This window comes from Flavobacterium sp. JLP (assembly GCF_015350755.1).
Taxonomy (GTDB): Bacteria; Bacteroidota; Bacteroidia; order Flavobacteriales; family Flavobacteriaceae; genus Flavobacterium.
The window spans coordinates 1-22,557 of the sequence record NZ_JADKPS010000007.1 but is presented as its reverse complement, the minus strand read 5'-3'; the positions used below and the strand labels follow the sequence as shown (position 1 = coordinate 22,557).

The 22,557-nt window shown below is 33.6% G+C and carries 14 protein-coding genes; 6 read left to right on the top strand and 8 right to left on the bottom strand.

Annotated features, from left to right (window positions below; translation table 11 throughout):
• Positions 1-23: 23 nt before the first annotated feature.
• Positions 24-1,070, top strand: coding sequence for a thiamine-phosphate kinase (gene thiL, locus IRZ83_RS15775; RefSeq protein ID WP_029270978.1), 1,047 nt, complete (start codon positions 24-26; stop codon positions 1,068-1,070).
• Between the two features lie 85 nt (positions 1,071-1,155).
• On the opposite strand, the gene IRZ83_RS15770 is transcribed toward thiL, so the two are convergent.
• From IRZ83_RS15770 to IRZ83_RS15750, 5 genes are all read right to left on the bottom strand, one after another.
• Complete coding sequence (locus tag IRZ83_RS15770; protein WP_029270980.1) at positions 1,156-1,854, bottom strand: response regulator transcription factor; 699 nt, start codon at positions 1,852-1,854, stop codon at positions 1,156-1,158.
• Positions 1,844-3,691 (bottom strand): ATP-binding protein, encoded by a 1,848-nt coding sequence (locus tag IRZ83_RS15765; protein WP_317174573.1) that lies wholly within the window; start codon positions 3,689-3,691, stop codon positions 1,844-1,846. The genes IRZ83_RS15770 and IRZ83_RS15765 overlap by 11 nt, the downstream gene beginning before the upstream one ends.
• A gap of 301 nt (positions 3,692-3,992) precedes the next feature.
• Positions 3,993-4,232, bottom strand: a complete 240-nt coding sequence (locus IRZ83_RS15760; RefSeq protein WP_194570179.1) for a hypothetical protein — start codon at positions 4,230-4,232, stop codon at positions 3,993-3,995.
• 174 nt (positions 4,233-4,406) lie between these two features.
• Positions 4,407-5,282, bottom strand: coding sequence for a LytR/AlgR family response regulator transcription factor (locus IRZ83_RS15755; protein ID WP_194570177.1), 876 nt, complete (start codon positions 5,280-5,282; stop codon positions 4,407-4,409).
• 199 nt (positions 5,283-5,481) lie between these two features.
• Positions 5,482-7,020, bottom strand: coding sequence for a glycine--tRNA ligase (locus IRZ83_RS15750; RefSeq protein ID WP_029270986.1), 1,539 nt, complete (start codon positions 7,018-7,020; stop codon positions 5,482-5,484).
• Between the two features lie 203 nt (positions 7,021-7,223).
• Here IRZ83_RS15750 and IRZ83_RS15745 point away from each other — a divergent pair, with 203 nt between their 5' ends.
• Positions 7,224-7,802: a ComF family protein gene (locus IRZ83_RS15745; protein WP_194570175.1), complete on the top strand. Its 579-nt coding sequence runs from the start codon at positions 7,224-7,226 to the stop codon at positions 7,800-7,802.
• Between the two features lie 62 nt (positions 7,803-7,864).
• Here IRZ83_RS15745 and IRZ83_RS15740 read toward each other — a convergent pair whose 3' ends face one another.
• Positions 7,865-10,537: a reprolysin-like metallopeptidase gene (locus IRZ83_RS15740; RefSeq protein ID WP_194570173.1), complete on the bottom strand. Its 2,673-nt coding sequence runs from the start codon at positions 10,535-10,537 to the stop codon at positions 7,865-7,867.
• Positions 10,538-10,732: 195 nt separating this feature from the next.
• On the opposite strand from IRZ83_RS15740, the gene IRZ83_RS15735 reads away from it, so the two are divergent.
• From IRZ83_RS15735 to IRZ83_RS15720, 4 genes are all read left to right on the top strand, one after another.
• Complete coding sequence (locus IRZ83_RS15735; RefSeq protein ID WP_194570171.1) at positions 10,733-11,662, top strand: bifunctional riboflavin kinase/FAD synthetase; 930 nt, start codon at positions 10,733-10,735, stop codon at positions 11,660-11,662.
• Positions 11,663-11,778: 116 nt separating this feature from the next.
• Positions 11,779-12,216: a hypothetical protein gene (locus IRZ83_RS15730; RefSeq protein WP_029270995.1), complete on the top strand. Its 438-nt coding sequence runs from the start codon at positions 11,779-11,781 to the stop codon at positions 12,214-12,216.
• A gap of 170 nt (positions 12,217-12,386) precedes the next feature.
• Complete coding sequence (gene bioB / locus IRZ83_RS15725) at positions 12,387-13,475, top strand: biotin synthase BioB (protein WP_194570169.1); 1,089 nt, start codon at positions 12,387-12,389, stop codon at positions 13,473-13,475.
• Between the two features lie 78 nt (positions 13,476-13,553).
• The gene (locus IRZ83_RS15720; RefSeq protein WP_194570167.1) at positions 13,554-14,435 is read left to right on the top strand and encodes a cupin-like domain-containing protein; all 882 of its coding nucleotides are present in this window, start codon (positions 13,554-13,556) and stop codon (positions 14,433-14,435) included.
• A gap of 63 nt (positions 14,436-14,498) precedes the next feature.
• On the opposite strand, the gene IRZ83_RS15715 is transcribed toward IRZ83_RS15720, so the two are convergent.
• Together IRZ83_RS15715 and IRZ83_RS15710 are read right to left on the bottom strand one after the other, a co-directional pair.
• Positions 14,499-18,017 (bottom strand): T9SS sorting signal type C domain-containing protein, encoded by a 3,519-nt coding sequence (locus IRZ83_RS15715; protein WP_194570165.1) that lies wholly within the window; start codon positions 18,015-18,017, stop codon positions 14,499-14,501.
• 494 nt (positions 18,018-18,511) lie between these two features.
• A complete protein-coding gene (locus IRZ83_RS15710; RefSeq protein ID WP_228520712.1) occupies positions 18,512-22,345 on the bottom strand; it encodes a T9SS sorting signal type C domain-containing protein in 3,834 nt (1,277 codons plus the stop codon).
• Between the last annotated feature and the right edge of the window lie 212 nt (positions 22,346-22,557).

Genomic DNA, 22,557 nt, shown 5'->3' with positions numbered 1-22,557 from the left:
AATAACTTTTGGAATTTAAAATAATGATCGAAGATAAAAATCCGCAACGTACCAGTATAGCGCAATTAGGCGAGTTTGGTTTAATTGAACATTTAACCAAAAATTTTGATGTTACTCAGGAATCTACTTTAAAAAGTATAGGTGATGATGCAGCAGTTCTTGATTTCAAAGATAAAAAAGCAGTTGTTTCTACAGATTTGCTAATCGAAGGTGTTCATTTTGATTTAGCTTATATGCCTTTAAAACATTTAGGTTATAAATCAGTAGTTGTAAATCTGTCTGATATTTGTGCAATGAATGCCAAACCAACGCAAATAACTGTTTCTGTTGCCGTTTCTAATCGTTTTCCTCTAGAAGCTTTAGAAGAATTATTTGAAGGAATTACACACGCCGCAAAAGAATATAAAGTTGATGTTATTGGAGGAGACACTACCTCGTCTCAAAAAGGATTAATTATCAGCATTACCGCAATTGGTGAGGCTAACGAAGATGAAATCGTATACCGAAATGGAGCTAAACAAACTGACTTATTAGTTGTTACCGGAGATATCGGTGCTGCTTACATGGGATTACAGGTTTTAGAACGAGAAAAACAGGTTTTTCAGGTAAATCCTAACAGTCAGCCCGATTTAGATATGTACAGTTATTTAATCGAGCGCCAGTTGAAACCGGAAGCAAGAAAAGATGTTCGTACTTTATTGCACGCGCTTGAGATAAAACCAACTTCTATGATTGATATATCTGACGGATTATCATCAGAAATTATTCATTTGTGCAAACAGTCTAAAGTGGGATGTAATTTATATGAAGATAAACTGCCTTTAGATCCGCAATTTATTTCGACTTGCGAAGAGTTTAATATTGACAGTACAACAGTTGCTATTAATGGCGGCGAAGATTATGAATTACTATTCACAATCGATATTAACGATTTTGACAAAATAAAAGGAAATCCAAACTTCTCAATTATCGGCCACATGGCAGATGAAAGCGAGGGAATTCATTTGGTAACCCGTGCTAATACAAAAATTGCTCTAAAAGCAAGAGGCTGGGATGCTTTGAGTGAGTAGTTTTAAAAATTTCAAATAAAAAAATTCCAAACTCCAATACTATTATACATTGGAATTTGGAATTTTTTTATTTGAAATTTTATATTTAGAAAAGCCCTTTGCTTTTTGCTTCTTTTACCAATTCTTCATCAGAGCCGGATTTTATTTTAAGAAGTTCTTTTAAATTGATTCTGCGCTTTTCGATTGCGTTTAAGGAAATAGGAATGTATTGAGACATTTCTTCAACTTTCGTTCCTTTTGACAAATGAAATAAAATCTGTTTATCAAACTGATCAATTTCAATTGAATTATGAGGTGATTGATTCAGCATTTTTACAACGGACTGACTGTAATATTTTTCGTTTTTAATTACCTTATCAAAAGCAAAAAGCAACTCATCAAAAGTGAGATCATTTTTTATGATCAGTCCATTGGGCTGAATGGTTCTGATAATTGTTTTTATCTTAAGAAGTTCTGTATACATTGTTAGCAAGATAATCTTGCAATATGGCATTTTTTTCATGATAAGCTTTGCCAAATCTTCTCCAGAATAAAGCTCTTTCTCTTCATATGCTGGCATACTGATATCTAGAAAAGCAATATCAAAGTTTGGAGTTGCTTCATCTTCAAGCAAATCATAGGCAGATCTGCAGTCGTAAGCTTGCGAAATAACAAAGTCATACTCTTTTGGATTATACCGCGTAATTGCATTTTTATATCCCTCAATAATAAAAGGGTGATCATCTACGATTAGAATATTTCGCTTAATTGTTTGCGAAGATGAGGCTGTAAGGTCAAATGTCATTATTATGCAGGTTAATTTTTTGATCTATTGGGACTTTAACTATTAGAAGTGTTCCTTCTCCTTTGGCAGATTTTATCGTAACTGTACCCTTACATTCTGTCGCTCTGTATTGAATATTATGCAATCCTATACCATTTTTGGTTCTTTTTGTATTAAAACCTATACCATCATCCAGAATAGATAAAACCAAATGATCTATCTCGCTTTTAAATTCAACCCTGATAATATTTGCTTTAGCATATTTATTACAGTTTTGAAGCGCTTCCTGCACTATTCTGTATAAATTAATTTTAACAGCATTGCTGACCAATTCCCATTTTATATGAGAATCAAATTTTGTAATTAATTCTGAATCATACGTGTTCTGCTGATTTTCAAACAGTTTCGACAAAATTGCCACAAAATTATTAATTAATTCTGATTTTTCTCTATTTAAATCATGCGAAATTTCTCGTATATCTTCTTCTATGTGTTTAAGTTCTGTTAAGTATTTTTTTCTTTTTGGAGCTGCCTGCGCTTCATCTATTTTATCTAAACTGTCTAAACTTATTCTCACGCCAAACATTCGGCCCAAAACACCATCATGAAGCTCTTGCGCAACTTTTTTCTTCTCTTTTATACGAGTCAGCTCGATGTCATTTTGCTGCGAGATCATCAAATTATAAATATCTTCATTGGCAATCTGCTGTTGCTGTTTAAAAAGCAATTCACGATTCTTTGCCTGCTGTGTTTTGTATACATAGAAAAATAACCCCGCTAATGTACAAATACTAAAAACATATACTAATGTTTTATTCTTTTCCTGCAAATTCGAATTTTGATCTTTTATTTCGTTTGTTTCATATTCAATACGGGAAAATTTCTCTCCCATTTTGCGTTCTGATTTCAGCATTTTTTCATTTAATCGAATGTATTCCTTTGAATAAGTCGAAGCATTTCTTGGATCAACAATTGCAACTTGTTTAAGAGCATCTATCGTATTCCCTATTTTATTTGAATTTCTGGCTAAAATTAATGCTTGTTTTGAAAATTGAATTGCTCTAAAAGTATCTCTTTTAAAAGCAAAATATTCAGACAAGTGAATCTTATTTGAGATTATTCCAGATTTTAATCCAAGACTGTCTCTTATTCGCAAAGCTTTAAAAAACTGATCAGGAAGTCCGTCTGATTCTTTTAATTTAAACTTGGAATACGCCAAATTATCTAATAACATGGCATATAAAACTACCTTTTCCTTAAAAAGATTTTTTTCCTTTAATCCGCGTTGAAAATATTTTTTGGCCTGCTCATAATCGCGCATACTGATATAAACAAATCCTATATTATTTAACGAAGTTGCTCTTAGCTGAAGTTCTGATGGTATAGAATTATCATTTAAAACTTCTAGAGCTTTATTATGAAATTCTAATGATTTTGTATATTCTTCTCTGTCGCTATATAATATGCCTAAAAGATTATAACACTCATAAAGTAAATCACTAACATTTTTTTGTTTTTTTAAAATACTTAATGCTTTAAAAACAGCAATTTCACTTTCAAAAAAATCTCCTTCGTTGTACTGAAGGCTTGCTTTGCTTAAGAATGCTTTTGCTAAATTATAATCATCATTAATTTGCAAATAGATTTTTTGAGCTCTAAAAAAAAACAAAAAAGCACTATCTGCGATTCCTTCAGAACTATAATAATCTCCCAAATAAGTATAAGCTTTTGCTGTGCTAACAGAATCTTTTGCACTTTTGGATCTTTGTAGGACTAAATGTGATATTTGCTGATATGATTTTAAATCATTCATGTTATAATATCGATTAGCAATTTTAAAAAGATTAACTCTATTCATTGAATCATTTTCTTGATTGCTAACAATAGAAAAAGCTTTATGGTTATATTTTTGCTTGTAGTCATATGACAAGTTAATATCATTAGCCAATGATAGGTATGTTGAAAGACTATCCTCTGAAGAAGTTATTTCTTTATTTAGATCAGTTTTCTTGGTACAGCTAAATACAAGCAGAACTAATAATATTTGACAGGCTTTTCTCAATATTTTAATGAATTTCATCAAAAATACTAAAAGTAAAGACACAAAAAAAGGCTCTCAAAATTTGAGAGCCTTTTTTTGTTATAGTAAACTTGTATTATTAGTCAAGTTTTATAGTATTCCCTAATGATTGTCTATCTTGACGAAATCCTTCAGATTGATTATTATTTTTAAGTTGATTACCATCAGAATGAAAATCAAGTTTTCTTCCTTGATTTTGTCCAGTTATTACACCTTCTTCATTATATGAACTTGTTGCTGAATTTATTGTTGGGTTAGCAAAAGATGTTGCTACTACTACTAAAGAAAATAATCCGATTGTTAAAGCTGTTTTTTTCATGTTCCTGGGGGGTATTAAATGTGATTTTTTGTTTTTGGAGTTGATCGCCTTGTGCGAATCATGGTGTAAAACTAACTCCAGAATCAAAAAAAATTTATACGAAAAATTGGCTTTATGGTAGATCATGCCCAAATGATAGTCAATGAGCGTCAAATCTGTGTAAATATCTAATTTTTAGACCTCTAAGTAGTTTCCCGCTGCGAAATCAGCAATAATTAAATCGATATTTGATTTGTAGGTCTTTGAAAAAGGGATCTTTTTTGGAGAGTTTTTTATGTAACAAACTGAGTTCCCGTGGTGAATTCTAGAAATATAATTTTGATTGATAATATAACTATTGTGAATTCTTACAAAAGGTAGAGATAATACAATTTCAAAATGTTTTAAAGTTTTAAAAGCAGTAACCATTTCGCCAGAACTCAAATAAATATCTGTCGAATTATTATCGGCTTGAAAATAGCAGATATCAGCCGCATTCATATAGCGATAATCGCCATATGATTTTACACAAATAATAAGCGGTTTTTCGGCCTCGTGAGTTATTTGTACTTCTCTAATAATAGTTGGTGTTATTTCCTCTTTTAAAACAGGATTTTCGACTATAGAAACAATTTCTTGAGGAACAATAGTTTCAGGCAAAACTGCAGTAATATGTGTATTTTTTGGCTCAATAAGTATTTTATCTAATTTGAGAAGTGTTTTGAGCAGATCAATGTGGGTTAAAGGCTTTATGATATAATCAAAAACGCTGTACTGAATAGCTTCGAAAGCAAAATCTTTTTTGGTTGTAGTAATTATTATTTTAGGAATAATAGCCAGATATCGATATAATTCGCCAATAAATGCCAATGACAAATTACTTAAAGAATTTTCAGGATCAACTTCGAGAAAAACAAAGGACGGCCGATGTTCCAAAACTAAATTTAAACCTTGAAGGTAATTCGTAGCAGATGCTATAAAAGTCAATTCTGAGAAACCTTCTGCAACGATTCTGGTTTTCAAAACACTTTCAGCGTCATTGTCAACAATAATGTACGAATATTTTTTCAATTTTTGGTTATGGTGTATTATACGCAATTAAATTTACGCATTTCAATATTCTAAACATTTCATTGTTAACACATTAAAACAAAATGTTAATACATAAGGACGAAATGCAGAAATCATCGATGAAATGCAAATCTCAAAATTAAAAAAATCCCAAACTCCTGCTAGGAATTTGGGATTTATATAGTGTTAAAATAAAAAATTACATTTTCATCAACCAATTTTTCATCGAAACTTCGTTCTCTATAATACCTCTTAATTCAGAGATTTTAACTCGATCTTGTTTCATTGTATCTCTATGACGAATGGTTACTGTTTCATCTTCGATTGTTTGATGGTCTACAGTAACACAAAATGGAGTTCCAAGAGCATCTTGTCTTCTATAACGACGACCAACTGCATCTTTTTCATCATACGCTACATTGAAATCCCATTTTAAATCTTCGATAATTTTTTTAGAAATTTCTGGCAAACCATCTTTCTTAACTAATGGTAAAACTGCCACTTTTGTTGGCGCTAAAACTGCTGGTAATTTTAGAACAGTTCTTGTTGATCCGTCTTCTAAAGTTTCTTCTTGCAACGATGTTGCAAAAACAGCTAAAAACATACGATCCAGACCTACAGAAGTCTCTACAACGTATGGAACGTAATTTTCATTCAATTCAGCATCAAAATATTGCAGTTTTCTGCCTGAATATTGTTCGTGCGCTTTTAAGTCAAAATCTGTACGAGAGTGAATTCCTTCTAATTCCTTAAATCCGAATGGGAAGTTAAATTCAATATCTGCCGCCGCATTTGCGTAATGCGCTAATTTTTCGTGATCATGAAAACGGTAGTTCTCTTTTCCTAGTCCTAGAGACAAATGCCATTTTAAACGCGTTTCTTTCCAGTGATGGTACCATTTCATTTCTTCACCCGGACGAACGAAAAACTGCATTTCCATTTGTTCGAATTCACGCATACGGAAAATGAATTGTCTTGCAACAATTTCGTTTCTAAACGCTTTACCTGTTTGAGCAATTCCAAATGGAACTTTCATACGGCCTGATTTCTGAACATTCAAGAAATTTACAAAAATCCCCTGAGCTGTTTCTGGACGCAAATATAAATCCATTGCAGATTCTGCAGAAGCTCCAAGTTTAGTTCCGAACATTAGGTTAAATTGCTTTACGTCTGTCCAGTTTTTTGAACCAGTTTCAGGGTCAGCAATTTCTAATTCTTCGATTAAAGCTTTTACATCCTGAAGATTATCAGTCATTCCTTTTGCAAGCCTTGATAAAATTTCTTTGTATTTTGAAAGATATTCTACAACGCGGGCATTTGTGGTAACAAATTCTTCTTCATTAAAAGCATCACCAAAACGAGCTCTTGCTTTTTCAATTTCTTTTTGAGCCTTTTGATTGATCTTTTCAGCAAAATCTTCTACTAAAACATCGGCTCTATATCTTTTTTTAGAATCTTTATTATCAATTAATGGATCATTGAAGGCATCAACGTGGCCTGAAGCTTTCCAAGTCGTTGGATGCATTAATATTGCAGCATCAAGGCCGACAATATTCTCATTCATCTGAACCATTGATTTCCACCAATATTCACGGATATTCTTTTTTAACTCGACACCATTTTGTGCGTAATCATACACAGCACTTAATCCATCGTATACTTCGCTTGACGGAAATATAAATCCGTACTCTTTTGCGTGCGAAACCACATTCTTAAATAAATCTTCTTGTTTTGCCATAGTGATGCAAAAATATAAAAAGTACTTTTAAAAAAAAGAAAAATAATAAAGATTGAAGGATTGATTTCGTTATTTTTGTAACTAAATTCTTTCTATTTGTGTTTAATTATCTTATAAGCCTATTTTTTCCGAAAGTTTGTGCCGGATGCCGGCAACTTTTACTAAATGATGAATCTGTGTTATGCACCAGCTGTCGACACGAAATGCCTCTTACGCAATATCATTTAGACTCAAATAATGAAGCCGTTAAAAAATTTTATGGCAAAATTGAAATTGAACACGCTTCGGCATTTTTGTATTTCAATAAAAAAGGAATAGTTCAGGAATTGATTCATAACCTAAAATACAAAGGTCACGAAGAAATTGGTGCGCTCTTAGGAAATTGGTACGTAGAAGATTTGAAAGAATTAAATCTGAAAACTCCTTTTGATGTTGTAATTCCGGTACCGCTCCATCCGAAAAAATTTAGAGAACGCGGTTACAATCAAGTCACAACTTTTGGAAAAGCTTTATCCGAAGGTTTTAATATCAGCTTTGATGATTCTATTTTATACCGAAAGAAATACACGAAAACACAATCTAAAAAGAATCTTTTGGGAAGATCTGAAAACATTGATGCTATTTTTGACGCCAACTTCTCAGAAGCAAATCAAAACAAACATTTTTTAATTGTTGATGATGTTCTTACTACCGGCGCAACTCTAGAAGCCTGTTCACGAGCATTACTAAAAATTCCCGGAGCTAAGATTAGTATTGTTTGTATGGCGATGGCGAACTCTTAAAAAGAATAAATTCCAAATTCCAACTCATTTTTAATTGGAATTTGGAATTTAAATATTGAAATTTAGTTAACTACAAGTTTCTTAACTGTTCTTCGATCTCCATCAATAATCGTTACAAGATAAATTCCTGAAGACACATTTTGCAATTGAATATTTTGATTGAACTGAGTTGTAGTTTCAAAAGTATTAGAATATACATTTTTGCCTAGGATATCATGAACAAATACTTTAACTCCTTTTGTTCCCTGGCTTTCAAACTGAATGTTGAAATTTCCTTTATTGGGATTTGGATAAAGACTGAAATCTATATTTTCGAAATCACTAGTTCCTAAAGTAAACGTTTGACCGCAGATGCTTATTGAAGCTGAATTTAAAGTACCGAAACTTCCAGTAACTGCATCTCGAACTCTTAAAGTCCAAGTTCCTTGTGTATTTTGCCCATTAAAAACACTTAAAGCATCTACAGGAATAACAATCTGCTGAGTAGTTGCATTACAATCTAGAGCGGCACCGGCATCATCAAACTGGAGTGCTAAAGTTGAATTTGTAGATCCGCAGTTTTTATTAAATAAACGCACAATAGTTCCTTGTGGGTTTACGATTTGAATTTCAATATCAGAAAATCTTGCATGTGTTACATTTACAGAAACATTTACATCTGCAACCGTTGCACCAGTATCTGGAACTGTTATTGTTCTAGTCACAAAAGCAGCAGTATTTGGAATTGAAAATGAATTCCCAAAGCTATAAGAATCACAGGTTGCTGATGACGTATAACCAACTGCAAAAGCTTTGCTGTTAATTGCATAATAAATATTTCCCGTAGGTTCAATCAAGATTCTGCAATTTTTAGATGAAGGTACGCTTGTTGGAAGTACAATTGTCTCAGAACCGTCATTTGGAGTATTTGCCGCTAAAGTTATCGGAAAAGTTAAACCTCCGTCTGTAGATAATTTTATGTTAACCGTAGTAGAACCTTGCAGCGTATTTGTATTGTTTACACTCCAAGTTACTGTTTCGCTTAATCCCTGCCACCAGCTTACATTATCATTTGTATGAGAAGTTATCGCAAACGGACCAGCGAATGAAGCAACATTTACCACCATTGCATCTGTATTGGTTTGTGCTGTTCCTAAAGCTGCATTATCTCTTCCCGTTAAGGTAAAATGCAACGTTCTTGCAATAGACGAAACTGACTCCCAAGTTGTGGTTAATCTATTTTGAAGAACTGAGCTGTAGCTAGGCATATAACGAATTGTACTGCTGCTCGGAATCACAGATCTAAACAAAGGACCATCTGGTTTTGTTGGGTATGCTATACTGTTTGCTCCAGAAGTTGTTGTGGCATTATCATTCTGTTCCCAAGTATAAGTTACCGAATCTCCTTCAGGATCAGAACCCGTTCCTGTTAGAATAAAAGCCGTACCAATGGGAATAGTATAATCTTCTCCAGCATTTATTGTAGGTGGATTATTTGTTATAGCAGTATTTACCGGACAACTTTTTGATGCAAGAGTATTTTGAATCTGCAGAATACTAGCATAAGCAAAATAATCATCAGAAGCACTTTGAATATCATAATCAACAGTAACTCCAGCATAAGCCATTATTGTCGTACCGCTTCCTGGCTCAACATTTACGGTGGTTCTTTCTTCAGAATCATATGAAAATGTATGATTTGCACCTAATTGATGCCCGAATTCATGCGCTACAAAATCAATATCAAATGTGTCTCCCTGAGGTTTTGAATCAGAAGGCGAAGTATAAGCACTTCCCTTTCCTAAAGGCACATTAACTGTTGGGTTGGTACAAACACAGCCTATACATCCTGCGTTTCCGCCACCGCCCGAAGCTCCAAATAAATGCCCAATATCATAATTCGCATTTCCAATTACGTTGGTTAAAGTCGTTTGCACTTCCTGATTCCATGCGCCGTCTGCACCTGTAGAAGCATTCGAGTAAGGATCACTTGCTGCATCTGTATAAATTACAGCATCTGTATTGGCAATTATGACCAATTTTACGGCCAAATCTTTATTAAAAATACCATTAACTCTCGTCATTGTTGCATTCATTCCGGCTAATGCAGCAGCTTTTGTACCTCCAAAAAAAGTAGTATACTCGGCGGTACAAGACAATGCCAAACGCATTGTTTTAAAAACTTTTGTATTAGATGCAGTTTTCGCCGTTTTGCCAGAAAGATTTTTATCTAAAAATAAATCGTCTGTTTTACAAAGTAATCTTTTTGAAGTGGTACTATTTTTAGCAAATAAAACATATTCTGCTGGATTGTCTGGATTTGTTTCAATAAACTCAGTCGATTTATCAGGACGAAGTACCATGGTTTGTACTCCTGCAGGAGAAACGCTAAAATGAATTTTCGCCGTTTTATCATCTAAACCCCTTCCTTCATACGCTCTTATTTCTGGATATTTTGCCTGTAATTCTGGCTCAAAATTCGAAGATTCCCAAACTGCAAACCTTTCTAAAACACCTGCTGCATTTGGAAAAGTGATTTCTACAGTACCGTTTTGCGTCGTTTCATTTGTCGCAGGAGAAAGTTTTGATTTTAAAAAATCTGAATTTAATTTATAGTATAATTTATCAGAATCGGATGAATTTATCTTTTTGCTGAGAGCAGAACTTGAATTTGACCTCTGCCACAAGTCATCGCTTTGAGCATAAATGTTGGCGCAGCTAAAAATAAAAAATATAAAAAGTAGTTGTTTTTTCATACTCGTGGCAAATTGATCAATCAAAATTAAACGAATTAAATTAAATTCTTACATAAATACGACAATTAATGCTTTTTAGTCGACGAGCTGGCCATTTTTCACAAAAAGAAACCCAAACTCTCCAAAAAATCAACTTGGCTTGATATAAAATTCAAAATAGATAGTATAAATTTGCAGCATCTTAAATTATTTGTTTTGAAGCTCTTTCATTCTATAAACGATTTCCATTCGACCAAGAAAACGATTTTAACTCTTGGTACTTTTGATGGTGTACATATTGGTCATAAAAAAATTCTGGAACGAATTACTCAAAATACTGAAAATGGGAAATACGAAAGTTTAGTGCTTACTTTTTTTCCGCATCCGCGAATGGTTTTACAAGAAAAATCAGAAATAAAACTCTTAAATACTATTTCTGAAAAATCAAAACTTTTAGAAGCTACCGGAATTGAAAATCTTGTTATTCATCCGTTTAACGAAAGCTTCTCGCGATTAACTGCCGAAGAATTTGTGCATTCTATTTTAGTAGATCAATTTCAAATTCAAAAAATAATTATTGGTCACGATCACCGTTTTGGAAGAAACAGGACTGCAAATATTGACAATTTAATTGCTTTTGGAGCTGAATATGGGTTTGAAGTAGAACAAATTTCTGCAGAAGAAATACAAGATGTTTCTGTAAGTTCTACCAAAATCAGGAAAGCTTTAAATGAAGGAAATATGGCTTTAGCCAATGAATATCTGGGTTATGCTTATTTTTTATCCGGAGAAGTTGTTAAAGGAAAACAATTAGGAAGAACAATTGGTTTTCCGACAGCAAACATTCAAATTGAAGAAGATTACAAGTTAATTCCAAAAAATGGGGTTTATGCTGTTAAAGCCGTAATCGATCAAAAAGAAGTTTTTGGAATGATGAATATTGGGTTCAATCCAACTGTAAATGGCCAAAAGCAAACTATTGAAGTAAATCTTTTTGATTTTGATGCCGATATTTATGGCAAAAAAATCGAAGTTTCACTATTGCAATATCTTCGCGAAGAGCAGAAATTTGGTTCAGTTGACTTACTGAAAGCGCAATTAAGCCAAGACAAAAAAGACGCTTTAGCTTTTGTGAAGCAGCTTTAAAATATACTGCACTATACTTTTTGCCTTTTTTAAATCATCGTAGTTATTTTTTTAGTAAATTTGATATAGAACTCTGTTTATCAAATATTTACTATTAACTTCTAAAAATAACCACTATGAAATTACCTAAAGAAATAACCAACGGTTTTTTGATTTTCCTAGGAATAGGCATTTATTTTTTATTAATGAATCTATTAGGTTTAGCAGATTTGTTTTATTTACGAACCCTAAATGTATTTTTTATCTTTTATGGCGTAAACAGAACTATGCAAATGAACCTTCACGAAGGAGAGAACAATTTTGTATCGAATGCTGTCTCAGCAATGGCAACTTCAGTAGTTGGCGTATCGATGAGTGTTTTTGGATTATTAATATATAGCTATGCCAGAGGGGGAGATGCCTACGTTAAAACATTATCAGAAACTTTTATGTTTGGAGGAGATCCTTCTGTTCCAACATACTGCATCTGTTTACTTTTTGAAGGAATTGCATCTTCGGTGATTGTCACCTTGATGATGATGTTATATTGGAACAACAAATATATCGCTGATTAATTATTCAAAATAAATCATATTATTAGCACTCTAAAATCATAAAAAAGTAAATTTCTTTGATTTTAGAGTGCTTCTTTTTTGAAAATAGCTGACAATTATTCATTTACAAATTCAATATTTGGTGATTACGACAATTTAACTACTTTTGAAATACCAAAAAAAATTAATCAATGACCATTACGAAACACAACTGGACTAAAGACGAAATAATTGCAATTTATAATAAACCTTTGATGGACCTTCTTTATGAAGCTGCAACAATTCATCGACAAAAGCACGATCCCAATGTTGTTCAGGTATCAACTTTACTATCGATCAAAACTGGCGGATGTCCAGAAGATTGTGGCTATTGTCCACAAGCTGCACGTTATAACACAGGAGTTGAAGGCAATGATTTAATGAGTGTCAGCCAAGTAAAGGCACAGGCTTTGCGTGCAAAGTCTAGCGGTTCTTCTCGAGTTTGTATGGGAGCGGCTTGGAGAAATGTAAAAGATGGTGAAGAATTTGATCAGGTTTTAGAAATGGTTCGTACCATAAACAAGCTTGATATGGAAGTTTGCTGTACTTTAGGAATGATTACAGAAAATCAGGCACAGCGTTTAGCAGAAGCAGGCTTATATGCTTATAATCATAATTTAGATACTTCTGAAGAATATTATAAAGACGTTATTTCGACACGTGCTTTTGAAGATCGATTAGAAACTATAGAAAACGTCCGTAAAACAAATGTCACCGTTTGCAGTGGCGGTATTATTGGAATGGGAGAAAGTATTGAAGACAGAGCCGGAATGCTTGTTGCGCTTTCTACTTTAAATCCCCAGCCAGAATCAGTTCCAATAAATGCTTTGGTTGCTGTAGAAGGAACTCCAATGGAAGAAGAAAAACCAGTTGAAATCTGGGAGATGATTCGTATGGTTGCAACAACAAGAATTGTCATGCCTGATACGCAGGTTCGTTTATCTGCAGGAAGAACTAATATGAGCCGTGAAGGACAGGCAATGTGCTTTTTTGCAGGTGCAAATTCTATTTTTGCTGGAGATAAATTACTGACAACGCCAAATCCAGATGTACAAGAAGACATGAAGATGTTTGAACTATTAGGATTGATTCCGCAAAAACCATTTGTTAAAGTTTCACAGCCACAAACGGTAGAAGCAGCTGATTCTCAATTTGCTCCACTAGGCGAAAAACCTAAATGGTCAAGACCAGGACATACCATTGAAAGAAACCTTGAGGCTTCGATCAAATCAAAAATTTAGTTAATTGAGTTAATACATCTCAATAAATATTTTTAAATTGCTTCTGAGTTCCAGAAGCAATTTTTTTATTTCAAAGAGATGAATTTAAAACAAATCGAAAGGGTAAAAAAGATCTCAAAATCCGATTTTATTTCCCAATACGTTAAAAAACAAATTCCAGTAGTTGTTGAAGAGCTGACCGAAGATTGGCCGGCTTATCACAAATGGAAATTATCTTATATCAATGATATCGCTGGTGACATTACAGTTCCGCTATATGATGATAGACCTGTAAATCATGAAGATGGCTTTAATGAAGCACATACTAAAATGAAAATGAGCGATTATATTGCTCTTTTACAATCAAAACCTACCAATTACAGAATCTTTCTTTATAATTTAATGAAAGTGGTGCCAACGCTAAAAGATGACTTCTTATGGCCGGATATTGGCCTCAAATTGGTTAAGCAAATGCCTATGCTTTTTTTTGGTGGAGAAAACTCCAAAGTGTTTATGCATTTTGATATTGATTATTCGAATATTCTGCATTTTCATTTTCATGGAGAAAAGCAGTGTATGATTTTTGCTCCTGATCAGTCAAAATATATGTATAAAGTACCACATGCTTTAATTTCGAGAGAAGATATTGATTTTGATAATCCTGATTATGATAAATTTCCGGCTTTAAAAAATGCAGAAGGATTCATCACTAATCTAAAACATGGAGAAATGCTTTATATGCCTGAAGGTTATTGGCATTATATGAAATATTTAACTCCAGGATTTTCTATGAGTTTACGTGCGTTTCCTAGAAACATTGCGAACTTATCTAAGGCGGCATATAATGTTTTTATTATGCGTCATTTTGATATAATGATGCGGAAATTTAAAGGCCAAAAATGGATTGATTACAAAAATGAAAAAGCAATTCAGAATACACATGAAAATTTAGAAAAGACTTTTTTAAGGAAAGTATCTTAATAAATAGAAAAAAAGCAGTTGTAGAATTTTAAAAACTACAACTGCTTTTTTTATTTAGCACTATTAAAAAACTATCTTTTTTGTTACTGTTTTTCCATTTTCAAAAATTACTTTTACCAGTAAAACCTGGTGACGAAGCTGTAAATTGGATATTTGCAATTCTGTTGCATTAACCTTGTTTTTATTAAAAACTTTCTTTCCGGATGTTTCAAAAATATTCACCTCGCTGATGTTTTCTTTTGATGACGTGAGTTTAATGATTTTATCTTTTACAGAAACTAAAACATAATTTTCAGTATTTTCAAAATCATCTGTTCCAAGTGTTTTATTTGTATAACGAAGAACAAAGCGATCTGCAAAAGTACCAGCTAAAGTAGTAAAAGTATAATTGCTGGCGCGTAAATCATGAATGTCGCCTGTATCTTTGTCTTCTAAATAAATAGATTGATAATTCATATTGCCGTCGGTTTGATCTATTGCAATCGTAAACTCTCCGTCAATTGTTGTGCGATACCCTAATGGAACTGAATCCCGATTAGTGAAAGGAAGAGCACGTCCTTGAATTACAAGGTTTTCTCCACTATTAATGCTATAAAAATCTAAATATTTATTTCCGTCAAGACTGGTTCCATCATATCTCTGATCATATTCATTAGTTGCTCCTTCAATATAACCAATCAGGGTTTGTTTAAATGCGCCTTCTGAATTAGTCATATTAAGCCATAAACGGTGTTTTTCTAGAAGAGTTTTTGATTCACTCCCGGGTTTGTAAAATTGACCGTTTGAAGCGCCTCCTCTTCTCATGTAGTTTTTAAATTGAATTATACCTGATGATACAGTACTAGCAAAAAATGACTGTCCTGCCGCAATCTCACCGCTTGGTAAGCTTTTATTGTTTTCAGGATCAGACGGATTACCGGTAGATTGCGCTGCAAATGCTGTTCTAACACCACCGCTTAAATTATAAGTCGCATAATCATCTGAGGCATATTTATAATTCGGACCTAAAACTACAGGTGTGTTATGTGTCCAAAAGTGAAGCGTTCCTTCTAAGAGATTATTTGCTAGTATAAAATCATCAGCATTCAAAGCAGAAGGATATGGATTTCCAATCAAATAATATTTCGAATCCAGTACGGTTTCTCCATTTATGTCTCCGTTATTAGGCACACCTACAAAAGCCACCGCAAACGGATTTCTTACTGTATTTGAATAGTTTTCGGGACCGCGTATGATATAACCTTTACCAACAATCATCACATCAGTATTAGGATGAGCAACCCACTTGGTTCCATCATAACTTAAATATTTATCACTAGCTGTTAGAGGAGAAACTCCAGCTAAAGTTTGTCCTTTAACCGGCGTTGACCAATACACATAATCTGCTTGGCGAATTGGTTTACTTGCACGTTTATAAGTAATATTTCCAGTATTTAAATTATTGTCAGTACTAGTCTGCAATAAGTTTGCTCCATCTGCAAATGTTAGGGAGCCCGAAACCACATGCACACCTTTAACTACATTTAATGTTTTCCCATTTTGTATGGTAACCGCTGCCGCATTGCTTATTGTGCACGAACAAGCATTTATATCTGCACTTATATTGTAATCGCCGTTAAAATTCACTAAATTATCACTTGTAGGTTCTAAACCGTAAGACCAACTTGTTCCATTCCATGTATTTGCCTGTATTGTTACATCTGTAGAATAGTTCAATCCACAGCTGTTATCAATCGCAAAATTATACTTGCCCATTGCTAATCCAGAAATTGCCAAAGAACTTCCTGTATAAGGGCGACTAACAATAGTACTTCCGTCTGATTGAAGCAAATTTCCAGACCCAGGCAAACCATTTACAACAATACTCCCTGTAGCCGTTGTGCAGTTTGGCTGTATAATATTTGAAATTGTAGGAGCAGCTGGAACTAAATTAATCGTAACCGTTGCTGATCCTCCAGTAAATCCAGCATTTCGTACACATGTATTTGCCCCTGTTACCGAGACTAATGTATAAGTTGTTGTATTTAATACTGGAGTTGTGAAAGGAGTAAAAGCTGTTCCGCTTATGACTCCTGTTGTACTGCGGTCTGCACCTCCATTTTCTTTATAAACAACAGTATACGGACCGGCGCCATTTGTAGCTGTAAATATTAACTGAGGCACTCCAGATGTACAAAAAGGACCGTTAGCAGTAAGACTACCTTGAGGCAGCGGATTAACAGTAACAGTCGTGGAAGTTGAATACGCTTCATCACAAACTCCATTTTTTATCACTGCTCTAAATTGAGTAGTTTCTGTTAATGAAACTGAAGTATATGTGGCCGCTGTGTTTGAAATATCTGTCCAAACGCCTGATGAAGCAGTAAAGTATTGCCATTTTATAATTGAGCCTGTATGTGTTCCTAATGTAAGTGTACCACTTGTAAAACCATTGCAAATTGTACTGCCACCAGTAACAGATCCAGGAACAGAAGCTCCCGAAATTACAATGCTTCCTGTATTACCTGTTGTGATATTACTTACACATACTCCAGAAGTTAATTTTGTAATTGTTATAGCTCTTGTTCCAACAGTTGTTAAACCTGAAATATCAAAATTTCCTGTCCCAGCTGTTGTAACACTCATTGTTGCAGTTCCGCTTGCAACAGGATTAGTTAAATTATAATCTACTGTATAAACACCAAATGGTAATGAAGCCACACTTGAGTTTAGTATTATTTTAGCGGCGCCTACTGTAGCGCAAGCATTTACAACTGAGATTCCTGTTATACTATAAGAAGGACAAGTATAAGTCACAACAACCTCTCCACGTTCACCTATCCCTCCAATCTGAGCAGCGGCACCTGCAGAGTTTAGAGCTCCACTTCCTCCTCCTCCTGGTGCGCTTCCAATATTTCCGGGATAACTACCTAAAACTACCGTTGAAGCTGGGTTACCACCATTTCCTCCACCAGGACTAGCTCCGTTGCCTCCTTTTCCAGAAGCAAGCAAAGCGGATATTAAAACGAAATTTCCAGCACCTCCTGTTTCCCCAGCAGCAGTCGATAAACCACCAATAGATGTTAGAGCTGAACCTCCTAATCCTCCTGCTGGTTGGTTTCCAGTTGTGTTCGCAATTCCACCTGCGCCACCACGAGCCAGAATACTTCCTTCGAAATTCAAAATGGTAGAATTTCCTCCTGAAGCTCCGTCAGAAGTTGTTCCTAAAGTTTGAGGAGCCACAATTGCCGTTAAAGTTGTACCTGGCACTACAGTAATATTTGATTTGGCATAAGCACCACCGCCACCGCCACCTGCACTTCTTCCCGTAGTCCCTACAGCCCCACTAGCTCCTCCACCTGCTCCACCTGCTCCCCAAGCTTCAACAGTTACCGTTGTAATTCCAGCCGGAACAACTAATGAACCGGTAGCAATAAATTTATGTGGTGGAGGTTGAGACCATAAAGAAGCGTAAGCAAAAATTAAAACAAGAGACAATTTTACTTTTGAAAGTGAGAATTGTTTTGAATAGAGCCTTTTAACAAATAAAAACGGCAATAAAATTTGGGCAAAAAGTAATAGTTGAAGTAAAGATTTTTTCATAACGTGGCATTTAAAAAATTTAAAAATTAGATTCAAAGTCAAATCGAATCATCTTGAAATTTAAACGGCTCACAATTAAACAGAAATACAAAAAAGTACCCTAAACTATATCCAAAATACTAAAATCAATGTAACGTACTTTTTTGTTTATTATAATGAGGCATTTAAAACTTTACAAGAAGTATTTAGGCGGATAAAAACTAAAAAATATGTGATTTAGCTTTCTTAAAAAACTTACCAAAAAGGCAGTATAACGGGCTTTTACGTTGTTCGTCGGGTAAGAACAACAACAAGGTACGATTTTTTTTACATCTGTTTTTAAACTTTAACTTGAAAAACAACACTTTAACATTTCGAATAAAAAAACATTCAATTCAATTAAAAATTAAAAGCAACTGTTAATGTGTTTTTGACAGGAACTTTTCAACCCTTATATAAGCAAAAAATCCACTTCTTATATTTGAAGTGGATTCTTAAAATCAATAAATTTTCCTTTAAAAAATTATTTTTTTGCTTATCAAATATTCATTTTCCGAACTAACCTTTAGCAATAAAACTTGATTTGCTGCCTGTAGATTTATTATATCAAATTCTGATTGTCCAATATCTTTTTTATTGTAAAGCAGTTTTCCAGATATATCAAAAACAGAGACTTCTTGTAAATTTTCTTTCATAGAAGTTATTCTGATTACTTTGTTCTTAACAGAAATTAAAATATTGCTTCCAGTATCATTACCATTAGCTGTATTTAAAGGTTTGTTTGTATAACGTAGAAGAAATCGATCTAAAAAAGTTCCTGACTCTGTATTGAATTTATAACTGCTAACTCTTAAATCGTGTATAAGTCCCGTATTTTTATCTTCTAAATAAATGGGCTGAATACTCATGTTTCCATCGGCTTGATCTATTCCAATTGTAAATTCTCCATCCACTTTAGTCATATAGCCAAGCGGTATAATATCCGTATCTTCAAATGGCAGGCTTCGGCCTTGAATAACTAGATTTTTATCGTCGACGATACTGTAAAAATCTGCAAATTTATTTCCGTTAAAAGATTGAGTATCATACTTCACATCATATGAATTTGTGGCTCCATCAATATATCCAATCAAAATTTGCTTAAAGATACCTTCAGGATTTTTAAAGTCTATCCAAATGCGATGCCTTTCAATTTCATTTTTATTATGTAATTTATTGTATTTTCCAGGTTTAAAAAAAGTAGAGTTTTGTTCTACCATACGCATACTATCATCAAATTCTATTGTCCCCAAATTTTCACTTTCTACTAAAAAGGCTTGTCCTGAAGCAATTTTATTATCTGGAATATTTTCGTTAATACCTGACGATAGTGCGCCTCTCGTACCTACTCCTCCAAGCAAATTGTAAACGGCATAGTCATCAGAGGCATATTTGTTATTCGCTACAGGAGTATTGTGAGTCCAAAAATGCAGTGCTCCTTTAATTTTTGATGCATTTTTTTTCAGAAAAACATCTGCATTAATAGTTGACGGGTAAGGATTTCCAACCAAATTAAAGACATATTTATCTCCTATGCTTACCTCTATTTTCCCATTTGTTGGGATTCCTTTAAAAGTTGCCTCAAACTTCTGAGCAACTGTTTCAGAAAAATTTTCTGGTCCTCTGATAATATATCCTGTTCCGAGGTTCATAGTATTTGACCCACTTTCTCTATGCCAGTTTTTTATTAAAAAATCATACGAATAATAACAATCAGATGCCGTATCTGGAGAAACATCAATTAATTTTTGATCTGCAACAGGAGAAGACCAATATGTGTAATCTTTCCTTAAAATAGGAGATGATTTTCTTTTAAGATGTATAATTCCAGTATTAATCATATCATCATCTGACTGATATAAATTTGACCCATCTTCTAAAATTAAAGTTCCTAATCCAGAATAAGAAAATTCAATTCCTAATGTATTTCCACTTAATAAGGTTACTGTCTTTCCTGCATCAATAGCGCAACTGCATACATTTGCATTAGTCATAGAAGGGTAATCATCCTTAAAAAGAATTTCTTTTCCGCCTGAAGGAAAACCATTTGACCATGAAGTGCCATTCCAAACTGTAGCTTCTAAACAAAGTTTTAATCTCGCAATTCTGTGTTTAGAAATACCCGAAATGGAATTAAAATCACCGCCAATCATAAGTTTATAATCTGATGTAAAACCCATTGTATAAAGCTTGCTATTAAGATTAGCTTTAAAAGAAGGATCAAAATCACCTGATTTCAATAATCGAATTAACCTCAACGAAGAGGTACTTTTATAAGTTCCAGAAAAAGTGCCGCCAACTAAAATGCTATCATCTGGCTGTACTAAAATACTTCTGACGTCACCTTTATTAAAACCAATTCCAGAGTCAAATGTTGTGTCTAAACTGCCATTTGAATTTAATCGAAGAATTCGCTTTTGAGAAACTCCATTAAAGCTTAAAAACGATCCTCCAACAATTATTTTTCCGTCTGATTGTACAGCTATTGCATAAATATATTTATCGAATCCAGTGCTAACATTAAAACTCAGATCAATACTTCCATCATTATTTAAACGAACTAACTTTGAAATTAAATGTCCATCAAAATTATTAAATCTTCCTCCGACCAAAATTTTACCATCGGGCAGAATCAAAACGGCTTCAATAATTGCATCTGCTCCCAAACCAACGTTAAAATTCACATCACGCGAACCATTAGATAATAGCCTGATTATTCTGCCTGAAGCCGCTTCATTATATTTAGTAAAATTTCCGGCAACAATTACTTTTTGATCCGATTGAATTGCCATTGCATAAACTTGACCGTTACAACCAGTACCGACATTAAACGCAGGATCAACTGTACCATCTGGTAAAATACGAACGATTCGGTTAATGTATGTTTCATTGTATTTTGTAAAGTTTCCTCCAAATATAATCTTACCATCAGATTGTGAAATCGCAGTTTTGATTAAATTATTGGCACCAGATTGCCCAGAATTAAAATTAGAATCTGACGATCCATCCTCTAACAGTTTTGCAATTCTAGAAGCAAAATTACCATTGAATTTTTTGAAATTACCAAAAACCATAGTCTCTTTATTTTCTCGAGACAATATTTTGTAAACAGAATTATCAAATCCAACTCCAGCCGACAAATAACCCGTATCATATTCTCCTTCAGGATTAATTTTTGCTAATCTTCCTTGATTAAGACCATCAAAAACTGAAAATGATCCTCCAATATACCAAGATCCTTCTGCATCTTTTTCTAAAGCTAAAACAGATAATGTCGCGGGTCCAGAACCAAAATCAATATCGTTTTTAAGAACGCCTACAGAATTTAAAAGACATACCCGATTAACATCAATACCATTATAATTACCGCTAAAAGAACCTCCTAACATAATATTTCCTGAGAAATCTGTTTTTATCTTTTGAACTGCTCCTGAGTTAAATCCAGCACCAGATAAAAAACTGTTGTCTATATTGCCGTCATCATTAAGCCTGATGATTCTATTAGCCAAAATGCCATTATATGTCGTAAATTTTCCGCCGAGAATTATTTTGCCATCAGCCTGAATTTCCATTGCATTGACATCGTCATCAAAACCTGCTCCCACATTAAAACTTGAATCAACTCTTCCGTCTGAATTTAATCGAACAATTCTGTTAGTTGGAATTCCATTAAAAGAAATGAAATTTCCAGAAAGCAAAATTTTCCCATCCGATAAAACTCTCACGTTTGTGATATTTGTGGAAGAACCTGAACCTATGAGAAAAGAGGTGTCTAAAGAGCCATTAGGCATAATTCGCGCGATCCTATTAGCTGTTATATTGTTATATTTTGTAAAGCTTCCTGAAATAATAATTTTACCGTCAGACTGTTGTGTAACTTCATAAATGATTCCAGTTGTTGCACCAATTAAAGTATTAAATGATGCATCATAAGTACCATCATTATTTAAGCGAATAAGTCTTCCGCAAGAAATTCCGTTATAAGTAGTAAAACTGCCTCCAACAATTATTTTGCCATCTGGCTGTATATAAGTAGTGTAAACTTTGCCATTGAAACCAGAACCTACATTAAAACTTTCATCAATCGTTCCGTCTGGTTTTAAGCGTGTTAAATAAGGAGAAGGAATTCCGTTGAGATTTAGATAATCACCGCCAACTATTAGATTTTGGTCGGATTGTAAAGATAAAGTTCGTACTGAACTATCAAAACCATCTCCGGTCAAACCATCATCCAGCGTATTAAAAGTAATATCAACTTTTCCTTGCTGTGCATGCAAATCAATTTTTCCAATGCATACAATTAAAATCAATGAATAAAGTAATTTTTTAAACAAAATAAATAATAATCAGGTTAATAAATAATTATAAGAATTTTCCTGAAAATTAAAACCAGTTTTTTTAATACACAATACCCACTTTTAGGGATATTTGTAATTAAAAAAAGCCATTTATCAATTGATAAATGGCTTTTTAAGACAGACTATTTATTTGTCTGTAATTGTACTTAATTATCTATTGAAAA

Excerpts from the sequence above, each read along its gene's own strand:
- thiL (WP_029270978.1), top strand. The coding sequence starts at position 24 with ATGATCGAAGATAAAAATCCGCAACGTACCAGTATAGCGCAATTAGGC.
- IRZ83_RS15770 (WP_029270980.1), bottom strand. The coding sequence starts at position 1,854 with ATGACATTTGACCTTACAGCCTCATCTTCGCAAACAATTAAGCGAAAT.
- IRZ83_RS15765 (WP_317174573.1), bottom strand. The coding sequence starts at position 3,691 with ATGAATAGAGTTAATCTTTTTAAAATTGCTAATCGATATTATAACATG.
- IRZ83_RS15760 (WP_194570179.1), bottom strand. The coding sequence starts at position 4,232 with ATGAAAAAAACAGCTTTAACAATCGGATTATTTTCTTTAGTAGTAGTA.
- IRZ83_RS15750 (WP_029270986.1), bottom strand. The coding sequence starts at position 7,020 with ATGGCAAAACAAGAAGATTTATTTAAGAATGTGGTTTCGCACGCAAAA.
- IRZ83_RS15745 (WP_194570175.1), top strand. The coding sequence starts at position 7,224 with ATGCCTCTTACGCAATATCATTTAGACTCAAATAATGAAGCCGTTAAA.
- IRZ83_RS15740 (WP_194570173.1), bottom strand. The coding sequence starts at position 10,537 with ATGAAAAAACAACTACTTTTTATATTTTTTATTTTTAGCTGCGCCAAC.
- IRZ83_RS15730 (WP_029270995.1), top strand. The coding sequence starts at position 11,779 with ATGAAATTACCTAAAGAAATAACCAACGGTTTTTTGATTTTCCTAGGA.
- bioB (WP_194570169.1), top strand. The coding sequence starts at position 12,387 with ATGACCATTACGAAACACAACTGGACTAAAGACGAAATAATTGCAATT.
- IRZ83_RS15720 (WP_194570167.1), top strand. The coding sequence starts at position 13,554 with ATGAATTTAAAACAAATCGAAAGGGTAAAAAAGATCTCAAAATCCGAT.
- IRZ83_RS15715 (WP_194570165.1), bottom strand. The coding sequence starts at position 18,017 with ATGAAAAAATCTTTACTTCAACTATTACTTTTTGCCCAAATTTTATTG.